Origin of the sequence: Streptomyces sp. NPDC007901 (assembly GCF_042959465.1) — a bacterium.
Taxonomy (GTDB): domain Bacteria; phylum Actinomycetota; class Actinomycetes; order Streptomycetales; family Streptomycetaceae; genus Streptomyces.
Map to the genome: position 1 here is coordinate 514,357 of NZ_JBIBKW010000001.1, position 13,133 is coordinate 527,489.

At 71.7% G+C, this 13,133-nt stretch carries 13 protein-coding genes and 1 riboswitch; of the genes, 9 read left to right on the forward strand and 4 right to left on the reverse strand.

What is annotated here, in order from left to right:
- Positions 1-89 precede the first annotated feature (89 nt).
- The gene (gene rocD, locus ACFZDK_RS02550; protein WP_390968986.1) at positions 90-1,295 is read right to left on the reverse strand and encodes an ornithine--oxo-acid transaminase; all 1,206 of its coding nucleotides are present in this window, start codon (positions 1,293-1,295) and stop codon (positions 90-92) included.
- Between the two features lie 103 nt (positions 1,296-1,398).
- Positions 1,399-1,488: riboswitch (ZMP/ZTP riboswitch) on the forward strand.
- 32 nt (positions 1,489-1,520) lie between these two features.
- Between rocD and ACFZDK_RS02555 the strand changes: the two genes are divergently transcribed.
- From ACFZDK_RS02555 to ACFZDK_RS02565, 3 genes are all read left to right on the forward strand, one after another.
- Complete coding sequence (locus ACFZDK_RS02555; RefSeq protein WP_390968987.1) at positions 1,521-2,975, forward strand: glycine hydroxymethyltransferase; 1,455 nt, start codon at positions 1,521-1,523, stop codon at positions 2,973-2,975.
- A 150-nt stretch (positions 2,976-3,125) separates the two neighbouring features.
- Positions 3,126-4,139, forward strand: coding sequence for a tryptophan--tRNA ligase (gene trpS, locus ACFZDK_RS02560; RefSeq protein WP_390968989.1), 1,014 nt, complete (start codon positions 3,126-3,128; stop codon positions 4,137-4,139).
- Positions 4,140-4,346: 207 nt separating this feature from the next.
- Positions 4,347-4,925: a 2'-5' RNA ligase family protein gene (locus ACFZDK_RS02565; RefSeq protein ID WP_390968991.1), complete on the forward strand. Its 579-nt coding sequence runs from the start codon at positions 4,347-4,349 to the stop codon at positions 4,923-4,925.
- A 69-nt stretch (positions 4,926-4,994) separates the two neighbouring features.
- Here ACFZDK_RS02565 and ACFZDK_RS02570 read toward each other — a convergent pair whose 3' ends face one another.
- A complete protein-coding gene (locus tag ACFZDK_RS02570) occupies positions 4,995-5,750 on the reverse strand; it encodes a decaprenylphospho-beta-D-erythro-pentofuranosid-2-ulose 2-reductase (protein ID WP_390968993.1) in 756 nt (251 codons plus the stop codon).
- A gap of 33 nt (positions 5,751-5,783) precedes the next feature.
- A complete protein-coding gene (locus ACFZDK_RS02575; protein WP_390968995.1) occupies positions 5,784-7,151 on the reverse strand; it encodes an FAD-binding protein in 1,368 nt (455 codons plus the stop codon).
- 150 nt (positions 7,152-7,301) lie between these two features.
- Between ACFZDK_RS02575 and ACFZDK_RS02580 the strand changes: the two genes are divergently transcribed.
- From ACFZDK_RS02580 to ACFZDK_RS02595, 4 genes are read left to right on the forward strand one after another with little or no spacing between them, the layout of a single operon-like run.
- Positions 7,302-7,850 (forward strand): phosphatase PAP2 family protein, encoded by a 549-nt coding sequence (locus tag ACFZDK_RS02580; RefSeq protein ID WP_390968997.1) that lies wholly within the window; start codon positions 7,302-7,304, stop codon positions 7,848-7,850.
- Positions 7,847-8,854 (forward strand): decaprenyl-phosphate phosphoribosyltransferase, encoded by a 1,008-nt coding sequence (locus tag ACFZDK_RS02585; protein WP_390968999.1) that lies wholly within the window; start codon positions 7,847-7,849, stop codon positions 8,852-8,854. The genes ACFZDK_RS02580 and ACFZDK_RS02585 overlap by 4 nt, the downstream gene beginning before the upstream one ends.
- Complete coding sequence (locus tag ACFZDK_RS02590; protein WP_390969001.1) at positions 8,851-9,276, forward strand: GtrA family protein; 426 nt, start codon at positions 8,851-8,853, stop codon at positions 9,274-9,276. Before ACFZDK_RS02585 ends, ACFZDK_RS02590 begins: the two co-directional genes overlap by 4 nt.
- Positions 9,264-10,169: a YhjD/YihY/BrkB family envelope integrity protein gene (locus ACFZDK_RS02595; RefSeq protein WP_390969004.1), complete on the forward strand. Its 906-nt coding sequence runs from the start codon at positions 9,264-9,266 to the stop codon at positions 10,167-10,169. The genes ACFZDK_RS02590 and ACFZDK_RS02595 overlap by 13 nt, the downstream gene beginning before the upstream one ends.
- Here ACFZDK_RS02595 and ACFZDK_RS02600 read toward each other — a convergent pair.
- The gene (locus ACFZDK_RS02600) at positions 10,117-11,391 is read right to left on the reverse strand and encodes a D-alanyl-D-alanine carboxypeptidase family protein (protein WP_390969006.1); all 1,275 of its coding nucleotides are present in this window, start codon (positions 11,389-11,391) and stop codon (positions 10,117-10,119) included. The genes ACFZDK_RS02595 and ACFZDK_RS02600 overlap by 53 nt on opposite strands.
- 91 nt (positions 11,392-11,482) lie before the next feature.
- Between ACFZDK_RS02600 and ACFZDK_RS02605 the strand changes: the two genes are divergently transcribed.
- A complete protein-coding gene (locus ACFZDK_RS02605; protein WP_294011328.1) occupies positions 11,483-11,722 on the forward strand; it encodes an SCO4848 family membrane protein in 240 nt (79 codons plus the stop codon).
- Positions 11,723-11,738: 16 nt separating this feature from the next.
- The gene (locus ACFZDK_RS02610; protein WP_390969009.1) at positions 11,739-13,022 is read left to right on the forward strand and encodes a metallophosphoesterase; all 1,284 of its coding nucleotides are present in this window, start codon (positions 11,739-11,741) and stop codon (positions 13,020-13,022) included.
- Positions 13,023-13,133: the final 111 nt, after the last annotated feature.

A 13,133-nucleotide genomic window follows, 5' to 3' on the forward strand; every position in this document is an offset into this window, starting at 1 on the left:
CGGGGCTGTATCGCATGTGCGGCTACCGCCGCGTGGGCGCGACCAACCCCCACCACCCGCAGTCGCGGACAACCTCGGGCGGCACCCCTCTAGGCGCTCAGCACCCCCCACAACTGCTCAACCCCCCACTCCAGATCCTCCTCCTCGATGGTCAACGGCGGAGCCACCCGCACCGTCGCCCCATGCGTGTCCTTCACCAGCACCCCCCGCTCCAGCAACCGCTCCGACACCACCCGCCCCGACCCCACCCCCGGATCGACGTCCACCCCCGCCCACAGCCCCCGCCCCCGCACGGCCGTCACCCGCCCGCTGCCCGCGATCTCCGCCAGCCGCCGGTGCAGCAGATCCCCCAGCTCGGCCGCCCGGTCCTGGAACTCCCCGGTCCGCAGCATCGCGATCACCTCGAGACCCACCGCACAGGCCAGCGGATTCCCCCCGAACGTGGACCCGTGCTCACCGGGCCGGAACACCCCGAGCACCTCGGCGCTCGACACCACCGCCGACACCGGCAGCACCCCGCCCCCCAGCGCCTTCCCGAGCACGTACATGTCCGGTACGACCCCCTCGTGCTCGCACGCGAACGTCCGCCCGGTCCGCCCCAGCCCCGACTGGATCTCGTCGGCGATGAACAGCACGTCCCGCTCCCGGGTCAGCTCCCGCACCGCCCGCAGATATCCGGCCGGCGGCACGATCACCCCGGACTCGCCCTGGATCGGCTCGAGCAGCACCGCGACCGTGTTGTCGGTCAGCGCGGCCCGCATCGCCGTGAGGTCGCCGTACGGCACGATCTCGAAGCCGGGCGTGTACGGACCGAAGTCCGCCCGGGCCTCCGGATCGGTCGAGAAGCTGATCACGGTCGTCGTACGGCCGTGGAAGTTCCCGCTCGCCACGACCACCTTCGCCATCTCCGCGAGCACCCCCTTGACCCGGTACCCCCACTTCCGGGCGGTCTTCACGGCGGTCTCCACCGCCTCCACCCCCGTGTTCATCGGGAGCACCATCTCCATCCCGCACAGCTCGGCCAGCTCCGTGCAGAACGCGGCGAACCGGTCGTGGTGGAAGGCCCGGGACGTCAGCGTCACCCGCTCCAGCTGCGCCTTCGCCGCCGCCACCAGACGCGGGTGGCCGTGCCCGAAGTTCAGCGCCGAGTAGCCGGCCAGGAAGTCCAGGTACCGGCGGCCCTCGACATCCGTCATCCAGGAGCCGTCGGCCGTCGCGATCACCACCGGCAGCGGGTGGTAGTTGTGCGCGCTGTGCGCGTCGGCGGCGGCGATGAGGGCTTCCGTAGTGGTCACGGCGACTCCAGTGAACGCGGCGAGGTGCCCCCTTTACTACCCTCTGCACCTGCCCGACTGGTGGACGCCGCGGCCCTTGGGCACGGCGTGCCGGGTAGGGTGACCTGCGGGCCGTGACTGGCGCGCTGGGATGGGACCGACCATCGGGGAGCGGCCCGTGCAGGACCGAGTGCCGTGCGCCTGGGCCGAACCGTGAATGCCGAACGCCATGTCCGGAGGTCCCGAATGTCCGACCAGCCCGCACCCCTGTCCACCGAGTCCACCGCGTACCGCGCCGCCCTCGACGTGATCCGCGCGGTCGAGCCGCGGGTCGCCGACGCCATCGGCCAGGAGGTCGCCGACCAGCGCGAGATGCTCAAGCTGATCGCCTCCGAGAACTACGCCTCCCCGGCGACCCTGCTCGCGATGGGCAACTGGTTCAGCGACAAGTACGCCGAGGGCACCATCGGCCGCCGCTTCTACGCCGGCTGCCGCAACGTCGACACCGTCGAGGGGCTCGCCGCCGAGCACGCCCGCGAGCTGTTCGGCGCGCAGCACGCCTACGTCCAGCCGCACTCCGGCATCGACGCCAACCTGGTCGCCTTCTGGGCCGTCCTCGCCGACCGCGTCGAGGTGCCCTTCCTGGCGAAGACCGGCGCCCGCCAGGTCAACGACCTCTCCGAGGCCGACTGGGCCGAGCTGCGCCAGGCCTTCGGCAACCAGCGGATGCTCGGCATGTCCCTGGACGCGGGCGGCCACCTCACGCACGGTTTCCGCCCGAACATCTCCGGCAAGATGTTCGACCAGCGCTCCTACGGCACCGACCCGGCCACCGGCCTGATCGACTACGACGCACTGCGCGCCCAGGCCCGTGACTTCAAGCCGCTGATCATCGTCGCCGGCTATTCCGCGTACCCCCGGCTGGTGAACTTCCGGATCATGCGCGAGATCGCCGACGAGGTCGGCGCGACCCTCATGGTCGACATGGCGCACTTCGCGGGCCTGGTCGCCGGCAAGGTCCTGACCGGCGACTTCGACCCGGTCCCGCACGCCCAGATCGTGACGACCACCACCCACAAGTCGCTGCGCGGCCCGCGCGGCGGCATGGTCCTGTGCGACGACTCCCTCAAGGACCAGGTCGACCGCGGCTGCCCGATGGTCCTCGGCGGCCCGCTCCCGCACGTCATGGCGGCCAAGGCCGTCGCCCTGGCCGAGGCCCGGCAGCCCGCCTTCCAGGACTACGCCCAGCGCATCGTCGACAACTCGCGCGCGCTGGCCGAGGGCCTGATGCGCCGGGGCGCCACCCTGGTCACCGGCGGCACCGACAACCACCTCAACCTGATCGACGTCGAGACCTCGTACGGCCTCACCGGCCGCCAGGCCGAGACCGCCCTCCTCGACTCCGGCATCGTCACCAACCGCAACGCGATCCCGGCCGACCCGAACGGCGCCTGGTACACCTCCGGCATCCGCATCGGCACGCCCGCGCTGACGACGCGAGGGCTGGGTACGGCCGAGATGGACGAGGTCGCGGGCCTGATCGACCGCGTCCTGACCGCCACGGAGCCGGGCACGACGAAGTCGGGCGCGCCGTCGAAGGCCTCCCACGTCCTGGACGAGAAGGTGTCGACGGAGATCGCCCAGCGCGCGACCGACCTGGTGGCGGGCTTCCCGCTGTACCCGGAGATCGACCTGGGCTGAGCCGACCTGCTTTTAGGGGCGCGGGGCCGCATTCATTTGCGGCTCCGCCGCGGGGCGCGACCAGCCACGACGGTGCCGCAGTCCCCCGCGCACCGTAACCGTCCCCCACGGGGGCCATTCCCACCCTCACCCTCTGAGAGAATGGTGAACATGGCCTCTGATCGACCCCGCGTGCTCTCCGGCATCCAGCCCACCGCCGGCTCGTTCCACCTGGGCAACTACCTCGGCGCCGTCCGCCAGTGGGTAGCCCTCCAGGAGTCCCACGACGCCTTCTACATGGTCGTCGACCTGCACGCGATCACGATCCCGCAGGACCCCGCCGACCTGCGCGCCAACACCCGGCTCGCCGCGGCCCAGCTGCTCGCCGCCGGCCTGGACCCGGACCGCTGCACCCTCTTCGTGCAGAGCCACGTCCCCGAGCACGCCCAGCTGGCCTGGGTCATGAACTGCCTCACCGGCTTCGGCGAGGCCAGCCGGATGACCCAGTTCAAGGACAAGTCGGCCAAGCAGGGCGCGGACCGCGCGTCCGTCGGCCTGTTCACGTACCCGATCCTCCAGGTCGCCGACATCCTGCTCTACCAGGCCCACGAGGTCCCCGTCGGCGAGGACCAGCGCCAGCACGTCGAGCTCACCCGCGACCTCGCCACGCGCTTCAACGGCCGCTTCGGCGAGACCTTCACCATCCCGAAGCCGTACATCCTCAAGGAGACGGCGAAGATCTACGACCTCCAGGACCCGTCGATCAAGATGAGCAAGTCGGCGTCCACGCCGAAGGGCCTCATCAACCTCCTCGACGACCCGAAGGCCACGGCGAAGAAGGTCAAGAGCGCCGTCACCGACACCGACACGGTGATCCGGTACGACGCCGAGAACAAGCCGGGCGTCAGCAACCTCCTCACCATCTACTCCACCCTCACCGGCAAGTCGATCGCCGAGCTGGAGCAGGAGTACGAGGGCAAGATGTACGGCGCGCTCAAGACGGACCTCGCCGACGTCATGGTCGAGTTCGTGACCCCCTTCCGGGAGCGCACCCAGCAGTACCTGGACGACCCGGAGACGCTGGACTCGGTCCTGGCCAAGGGCGCGGAGAAGGCCCGTGCGGTGGCGGCGGAGACCCTCGCCCAGGCCTACGACCGGGTGGGCTTCCTCCCCGCCAAGCACTGAGCGGACCGCCGCGGGCGCCGACGGCGCCGGGCGGAGCGCCGGGGGCGCCCGGGGCGCTCCGGGGAGCGCACGGGAGCGCTGCACATCACTTCGGCCACGGCTGCCCGGAAGGCGGCCGTGGCCGTACAGTCGATAGCCGGACGGCCGGGTACGAACCCGACACCGTCCGGCCATCACGACCGACCATCACGACCGACGGGAGATGACGTGGGGACCGTAACGATCGGCGTGTCGATCGCGGTCCCGGAGCCTCACGGCAGCCTGCTCCAGGAGCGGCGCGCGGGCTTCGGCGACGCCGCGGCCCACGGTATCCCCACCCACGTCACGCTGCTGCCGCCCACGGAGATCGCCGAAGGGTCGCTGGCCGCCGTCGAGGCCCACCTGAGCGAGGTCGCCGCGCTCGGCAGGCCGTTCCCGATGCGGCTGTCCGGAACGGGTACGTTCCGGCCGCTGTCCCCGGTGGTCTACGTCCGGGTCGTCCAGGGCGCGGACGGCTGCGCCTGGCTCCAGCAGCGGGTCCGGGACGCGTCGGGGCCGCTCGACCGGGAGCTGCAGTTCCCGTACCACCCGCATGTGACCGTCGCGCACGGGATCGACGAGGCGGCGATGGACCGGGCGTTCGCCGAACTCGCGGACTTCGAGGCCGAGTGGCCCTGTACGGGGTTCGCGTTGTACGAGCAGGGGGCGGACGGGGTGTGGCGGAAGCTTCGTGACTACGTCTTCGGGGGCTCTGTGGTGCCGCCTCAGGTGGGGCATGTGGAGCGGGGGAGTATCGCGAGTCGGTAGGCCGCGGGCCGGTGGGGGTTGATCGCGCAGTTCCCCGCGCCCCTGACGGGGCGCTCCAACTGGCCGGGGCTAGATCGGCAGCCGTCGGAACACCGAACGTGGTGCATGCCGCAGCGCCGACATCACCACCCGCAGCGTGCCCGGTACCCACACCACCTCCGAGCGTCTGCGCAGGCCCAGCTCGATCGCCGTGGCCACCGCCTCCGGGGTCGTCGCGAGCGGAGCCTCCTCCAGGCCCTGCGTCATCTTCGACCGCACGAACCCCGGCCGTACGACCATCACGTGCACGCCCGTCCCGTGCAGCGCGTCGCCGAGGCCCTGGGCGAAGGCGTCGAGGCCGGCCTTGCTGGAGCCGTAGATGAAGTTGGAGCGCCTCGCCCGCTCCCCGGCCACCGAGGACAGCACCACCAGCGAGCCATGGCCCTGCGCCTGCAAGGCCCGTGCGGCGACCAGGCCCGCCGAGACCGCGCCGGTGTAGTTGGTCTGCGCGACGCGTACCGCGTTCACCGGCTCGCGTTCGTCCGTCGCCTGGTTGCCGAGGACGCCGAAGGCGAGCAGGACCATGTCGACGTCGCCGTTGGCGAAGACCTTGCCGAGGGCCGTCTCGTGGGACTCGGGGTCGAGGGCGTCGAAGGCGACGGTGTGGACGTCGGGGCCGAGGGCGCGCAGTTGCCCGGCGGCCCCCTCGAGCGCGGGGGAGGGGCGGCCGGCCAGCCAGACCGTGCGGGTGCGGCGGGCGATCAGCCGGCGCGCGGTGGCCAGCGCGATCTCGGACGTACCGCCGAGGACGAGCAGCGACTGGGGCATTCCGAAGGCGTCCTTCACGGCGACTCCTGAGGGGTGGGGGAGGACGGGGGACTAGAGGCCGAGACGGCGGGAGAGGTCGGAGACGAAGATGCCCCGGGGGTCCGACTCCGCGCGCAGGGCGCGGAATTCGGCGAGCCGCGGGTACATCGCGGCGAGCAGGTCGGGACGGAGCCGGGAGTCCTTGGCGAGGTAGACCCGGCCGCCGGCGGCCGCGACCTCCTCGTCCAGTTCGTCGAGGAAGGCGGCGAGGCCGGGCAGCGCGGCCGGGATGTCCAGGGCGAGGGTCCAGCCGGGCACGGGGAAGGAGAGCCAGCCGGGGTCGGCGTCGCCGAAGCGTTTGAGGACGGCCAGGAAGGACGGGCAGCGGCGCTCGGCGATCCGGGCCACGATCCGGCGCAGGGCGTCCTCCTGGCCGTATCCGACGACGAACTGGTACTGGACGAAGCCGGCGCGGCCGTAGACGCGGTTCCAGTGCGGGACGCCGTCCAGGGGGTGGAAGAACGTGGAGACGCGCTGGAGCTGGCCGGTGCGGGCGCGGGGTGCCTTGCGGTACCAGACTTCGTTGAAGAGGCCGACGGTGGTGCGGCCCAGGAGGCCCTCGGGGACGAAGGCGGGGGCGGCCGGAAGCTGACGGGGGTGGAAGGCGAGTGGTGCACGCCCGGCGCGCGTGCGCTCGCCGAGCGCCTCCCGGGGCGCGTGGTCGCCCCGGGTGAGCACCGCGCGCCCGGTCGCCGCCCCACGGGCGAGCAGGTCGATCCAGGCGACCGAGTAGCGGTAGCGGTGGTCGGTGGCGGTGAGACGGGCCATCAGGTCGTCGAGGTCGGCGGCGCGTTCGGTGTCGACGGACAGGTACGACGTCTCGACGGGGAGGAGGCGGACGGTCGCCGTGAGGATCACTCCGGTCAGACCCATGCCGCCGGCCGTCGCCTCGAACAGCGGGGTGCCGCGGCTCACCGTACGGACCTGGCCGTCGGCGGTGAGGAGTTCGAAGGACAGCACGTGACGGGAGAACGATCCCGAGACATGGTGGTTCTTGCCGTGGATGTCGGCGCCGATCGCGCCGCCCACCGTCACCTGGCGGGTCCCCGGGGTCACCGGGACGAACCAGCCGAGCGGCAGCAGCACCTCCATGAGGCGGTGCAGCGAGACGCCCGCGTCGCAGAGCACGGTGCCGCCGTCGGCGTCGATGGCGTGGATGCGGTCCAGGCCCGTCATGTCGAGGACGACACCGCCGGCGTTCTGCGCCGCGTCCCCGTACGCCCGCCCGAGGCCCCGCGCGATACCGCCGCGCGCCCCGCAGGTGCGGATCGCGTCCGCCGCCTCCTGGTAGGTCCGGGGGCGGATCAGGCGGGCGGCGGTGGGGGCGGTGCGGCCCCAGCCGGTGACGGGGACGGTGGGCCCTCCGGGCATTCCAGGCATGGGAGTGACCGTATCGCTGCCGTATGGGTGTGATGAGCGCCTTGGGTGATTGGTTACGGAATATCACCTGACTCCCCGAAACGGGTGATTATCGGAATGTCGCTCAATATGGTCGTAGCTTTGGCGGGGTGAAGGTGAACAGTGAGTCCAATGGACGACATGGACCACCGGATCCTCTCCGCACTGCACGCCTGCGGTGCCGATCCACGCGTCGCGTCGGCCGCGCGCGGTCTCTCCCTCGCCGGTGAGCACGGCGCGCTCTGGCTCGCGGCGGGCCTCGCCGGGGCCGCCGTGGACGGTGCGCGGCGCGGCGCCTGGCTGCGTGGCACGGCGCTGGTCGCGGGCGCGCACCTGGCCAGCATGGGCGTCAAACGGATCGTGCGCCGTGCGCGCCCCGCGCATGTCCGGCCCCTGGTGCGTACCGCGGGCCGGCACTCCTTCCCCAGCTCGCACGCCACCTCCGCCACGGCCGCCGCCGTCGCCTTCGGGGCGCTCGGCGTGCCCGCCCTCGCGCCCGTCGCGACCGCGATGTGCCTCTCCCGGCTGGTCGTCGGCGTGCACTACCCGACGGACGTGGCGGCGGGCGCGGCCCTGGGGGCGCTCACGGCGCGCGCCGGGGCGCGGTGGATGCGCGCGGGAGTGCCGGGCACCTCGTGCGTGCCGGTAGCGGGTGTCCCGTACACGGGGAGGCGAGCGTGACCGAGACCGCGCAGGCCGCTGCGGAAGCCAGGGCCGACGGGGCTGCTGAAACGAATCTGCACGGGCAGCGCAGCCACCCGGGCCGCTCGCCGCACGGACCGGTACGCGTGCCGGTCACCCCCGCCGGTCTCCTCAAGGGCCTGCTGAGGACCACCCGCCCCAAACAGTGGGTCAAGAACACCCTCGTCATCGCCGCCCCGGCCGCCGCCGGCCAGCTCTTCTCCGTGCACGCCCTGGTCCGCCTCACCCTCACCTTCGTCCTCTTCACGGCCTGCGCCGCCGCCGTCTACCTGATCAACGACGCCCGGGACGCCGAGGCAGACCGCGCCCACCCCGTCAAATGCCGCCGCCCGGTCGCCGCCGGCCAGGTCCCGGTCCCCGTCGCCTACACCGCCGGAGCCGTCCTGGCCGTCCTCGGCCCGCTGCTCGCGGCCCGGCTGACCCCGCCCCTCGTCCCGGCCCTCCTGATCGCCTACCTGGGCATGCAACTGGCCTACTGCGTCACGCTGAAGCACGTCCTCGTCGTCGACCTCGTCGTCGTCACCACCGGCTTCGTGATGCGGGCGGTGATCGGCGGGGTCGCCCTCGGCATCCCGCTGTCCCGCTGGTTCCTGATCACCACCGGCTTCGGCGCGCTCTTCATGGTCGCGGCCAAGCGCTACTCCGAGGCCGTCCAGATGGCCGGAAAGGCCGGTGCCACGCGGGCGCTGCTCACCGAGTACACCACCGGCTACCTGCGCTTCGTCTGGCAGCTCGCCGCCGGTGTCGCCGTCCTCGCCTACTGCCTGTGGGCCCTGGAGAGCCACCGCACCCCCGCCGCGGGCCTGCTGCCCTGGCGCCAGCTGTCCATGGTCGCGTTCATCCTGGCCATCCTGCGCTACGCCGTCTTCGCCGACCGGGGCACCGCCGGCGAACCCGAGGACGTCGTGCTGCGCGACCGCGCCCTCGCCCTGATCGGACTGGCCTGGCTCGCGATGTACGGCCTCGCCGTGGCCCACTGGTGAGCACGGACCGGCGTGAGCTGGCCGGCTTCGCCGCCGTCGGCCTGCTCGCCTACGCCGTCGACCTCGCCCTCTTCAGCTGCCTGCGCGGCCCGGCCGCCCTCGACCCGCTCACCGCCAAGTCCCTGTCCTTCGTGGCGGGCTGCACGGTCGCCTACCTCGGCAACGCGCGCGGCACCTACCGCCACACCCGCGCGACCGGGGTGCGCCCCTACGCCGTCTTCGTCGCCGTGAACCTCGCCGGCGCCCTCGTCCAGCTGCTCTGCCTCGCCGTCAGCCACTACGGACTCGGCCTCACCTCGCAGCGTGCCGACACCGTCTCCGGCGCGGTCGTCGGCATGGCGCTCGCCACAGTTCTGCGCTTCTGGGGAACCCGTACATTGGTGTTCCGCGCGGAGGGCAGAGTCGGGTCATGGACTGGCTGAGAAAACTCCCCGTCGTAGGCCCGCTCGTCGGCTGGCTCATGACCACGCACGTGTGGCGGTCGTACGAGCGCCTCGACGAGGTCAAGTGGTCACGGCTGGCCGCCGCCATGACCTTCATCAGCTTCGTCTCGCTCTTCCCGCTGCTCACGGTGGGCGCCGCGATCGCCGCCGCCACGCTGAGCACGTCGCAGCAGGAGGACCTCCAGAACAAGATCGCCGACCAGGTCCCCGGCATCTCCGACCAGCTGGACATCAACTCCCTGGTCCAGAACGCCGGCACCGTCGGTCTCATCGCCGGCACCGTCCTGCTGTTCACCGGCATCAACTGGGTCGGCCAGATGCGGGACTGTCTGCGCACGGTGTGGGAACTGCCCGACAAGGACCAGAACCCGATCCTCGCCAAGGTCAAGGACACCGTCATCCTGGTCGGCTTCGGCGGCGCGGTGCTGGTCACCCTCGCCGTCTCCACGATCGCCTCGGCGGCGGTCGGCTGGGCGGCCGGCCAGCTCGGCATCCACCAGCACAGCTGGGGCAGCCTGCTGCTCCGTGTCGCCGCCTTCGTCGTCGCCGTGACCGCCGACTTCCTGCTCCTGCTCTACGTCCTCACCCTGCTGCCCGGAGTCGAACCGCCGCGCCGCCGGCTGCTGGTCGCGGCCCTGATCGGCGCGGTCGGCTTCGAACTCCTCAAGCTGCTGCTCAGCGGCTACATCCAGGGCGTCGCCGGGAAGAGCATGTACGGCGCGTTCGGCGTCCCCGTGGCCCTGCTGCTGTGGATCAACTTCACCGCGAAACTCGTCCTGTTCTGCGCGGCCTGGACGGCGACGGAGAGCACCGGCCTGTTCAGGGACGAGTCCGACGGCGCACCAGATCCGGCAGCGGCCACCGGCGGTTGACCAGGAACGCGGCGGCCACCAGCAGCACCAGCGCCCCGCCCGTGATCGCCAGCGCCACCCCGACCCCGCTGGAGCCGTCGGCCGAGGCGGCGGCCACCGGCCGCGAGCTCGCACCGCCGTCCTTGCCCACCGGGGTCGCCGACGGCGTCACCCCCGGCTGGGCACTGGAGCCCACGGCCCCCTTCGGCGGGACCAGCTCACCCACCGGGGTCACCTTGCCCAGCGCCTGGAACCCCCAGTCGAACAGCTTGGCGGTCTCCTTGTAGACCTCGTTGTGCTCCTTCTTCTCCGGGTTCATCACGGTGACCAGCAGCACCTTGCCGCCGCGCTCGGCGACCCCGGTGAAGGTGGCCCCCGCGTTGGTGGTGTTGCCGTTCTTCACCCCCGCGATGCCCGGGTAGACCGACACATCACTGTCCCCGCTCAGCAGCCGATTGGTGTTCTGGATCTCGAAGGAGCCCCGCACCGACTTGCCCTTGGCGTTCTTCGTCGTGTCGCCCGGGAACGTGGCCCGCACGGTCGAGCAGTACTCCCGGAAGTCCTTCTTCTGCAGCCCGGAACGCGCGAACAGCGACAGGTCGTACGCCGACGACACCTGCCCGGCCGCGTCGTACCCGTCCGGACTCACCACATGCGTGTCCAGTGCCTGCAGCTCGTCGGCGTGGTCCTGCATGTCCTTGACGGTCTGCTCGACCCCGCCGTTCATCGCGGACAGCACATGCACGGCGTCGTTGCCGGAGCGGAGGAAGACCCCGAGCCACAGGTCGCGGACCGTATACGTCTGGCCTTCCTTTATCCCGACCAGGCTGGAACCGGCGCCCATGCCCGCCAGATCCGCCGGCACCACCTTGTGCGGGGTCGACTTCGGGAACCGGGGCAGCACGGTGTCCGCGAACAGCATCTTCAGGGTGCTCGCCGGGGGCAGCCGCCAGTGCGCGTTGTGCGCGGCGAGCACCTCGCCGGACTCGGGGTCGGAGACGATCCAGGAGCGCGCGGTGATGTCCTTCGGCAGCACCGGCACCCCGGCGGCCAGGTCGACCTGGGTACCGGGCTGTCCCAGCCGGGTACCGCCGACCGTCGACATGGTCGCGGGCGGCGTGGCCGACGGACTCGTCGAGGGCGACGGCGCGGCGAGCGCGGCCGGGGCGGTGAGCGACAGGGACAGCAGGGCGGCGGAGACGACCAGCAGAGATCGACCGGCGTGAGGCTTCGGAGCGGGCACGGACGAGAACGTACCCGGCACGGACCGCGAAGTCCCACCACCGACCCCACCCCGGGGACGGAACCGGACAGCGGACGGCGATACTGAACCCATGAAGCTCAGCCGTCCGGTCTCCTGGTTCCTGCTCGCGTTCGGGGTGTGGAGCTGGTTCATCTGGATCACTTTCGTCAAGAATCTCGTCAAGGACGGCAGCGGACTCGCCTTCGACGACGGCCATCCCACGGCGTACTTCTGGATCCACCTGACGCTGGCCGTCGTTTCCTTCGTATTGGGGACGGTCATCGGGGTCATCGGGTTGCGCGGAGTACGCGCACTGCGCCGTACGTCATAGAAAGAGGCACGTCAGGGTGATCATCGTCCTCGGGTTCCTCGCCCTGACCGTGGTGACAGGCCTGTACTGGTACCTGTGGCGCCGCCTGGTCCGCGATACGACGACCGGTCCCGGCTGGGCACGCCGCGCGGGCACGAGCCTGTTCGTCCTCGGCCCGATCCTGATGTTCGCGGCCCTCTTCGCAGAGGTCGGCCACGCCCCCTTCCCCCTCCAGCGCACCCTCGCCTGGCCGGGCTTCCTGTGGATGGTCCTCTCCCTGTACCTGCTGCTGGTAGTGGTGGCGGGGGAGGTGCTGCGCCCCCTGCTACGCCGCGCACTGGAGCGCCCCGCCAGGGGCGCGGGGCTGTGTTCGATGTGCGGCTACCGCCGCGTGGGCGCGACCAGCCACGACGAAGCGCAACCGTCCCCACCCACCGAAGCCCCCCTCAAACAACTCACCCGCACCGAAACAAGAACCGAAACCCCCACCCCACCCCCCACCCGCCGCCTCTTCGTCTCCCGCGTGGTCGGCGGCGCAGCCGCCACCGCGGCCACGGCCACCGTCGGCCTGGGAACCTACGGAGTTCTCCGTGGCCCCCGCGTGAAGCGCGTCACCGTCCCCCTCGCCAAACTCCCCAGGGCCGCCCACGGTTACCGCATCGCTGTCGTCAGCGACATCCACCTCGGACCGATCCTCGGCAAGGGCTTCGCGCAGCAGGTCGTCGACACCATCAACGCCACCCGGCCCGACCTGATCGCGGTGGTCGGCGACCTCGTCGACGGCAGCGTGAAGAACCTCGGCCCGGCCGCCGCCCCCCTCGCCCAGCTGTCGGCACGGCACGGCGCGTTCTTCGTCACCGGCAACCACGAGTACTTCTCCGGTGCCGCCCAGTGGGTCGAGGAGGTGCGTCGCCTGGGCCTCCACCCCCTGGAGAACGCCCGCACCGAACTCGCCCACTTCGACCTCGCCGGGGTGAACGACCTCGCCGGCGAGAGCACCGGCCAGGGCCCCGACTTCGACCGCGCGCTGGCCGACCGCGACCCGGCCCGCGCCTGCGTGCTCCTCGCCCACCAGCCCGTCCAGATCCACGAGGCCGTCCGCCACCACGTCGACCTCCAGCTCTCCGGCCACACCCACGGCGGCCAGCTCTGGCCCGGCAACCTCATCGCGGCCGCGGCCAACCCGACGGTCGCGGGCCTGGACCGCTACGGCGACACCCAGCTGTACGTCTCCCGGGGCGCGGGCGCCTGGGGCCCGCCCACGCGGGTCGGGGCACCCTCGGACATCACCGTCATCGAACTCGCGTCGAAGCAGGCCTGACCACCGGACCCCTGTGGAAAGCCTGTGAAATCCGGTCGAAACAAGCGCTCGGTAAGTTCTTCATCATCTAGTCAGATCACTCTTCCCCCACATGAAACACCTGTGGTTAGG

Coding starts and splice junctions, on each gene's coding strand:
- ACFZDK_RS02555 (WP_390968987.1), top strand. CDS start 1,521: ATGTCCGACCAGCCCGCACCCCTGTCCACCGAGTCCACCGCGTACCGC.
- trpS (WP_390968989.1), top strand. CDS start 3,126: ATGGCCTCTGATCGACCCCGCGTGCTCTCCGGCATCCAGCCCACCGCC.
- ACFZDK_RS02575 (WP_390968995.1), bottom strand. CDS start 7,151: ATGCCTGGAATGCCCGGAGGGCCCACCGTCCCCGTCACCGGCTGGGGC.
- ACFZDK_RS02580 (WP_390968997.1), top strand. CDS start 7,302: ATGGACGACATGGACCACCGGATCCTCTCCGCACTGCACGCCTGCGGT.
- ACFZDK_RS02595 (WP_390969004.1), top strand. CDS start 9,264: ATGGACTGGCTGAGAAAACTCCCCGTCGTAGGCCCGCTCGTCGGCTGG.
- ACFZDK_RS02605 (WP_294011328.1), top strand. CDS start 11,483: ATGAAGCTCAGCCGTCCGGTCTCCTGGTTCCTGCTCGCGTTCGGGGTG.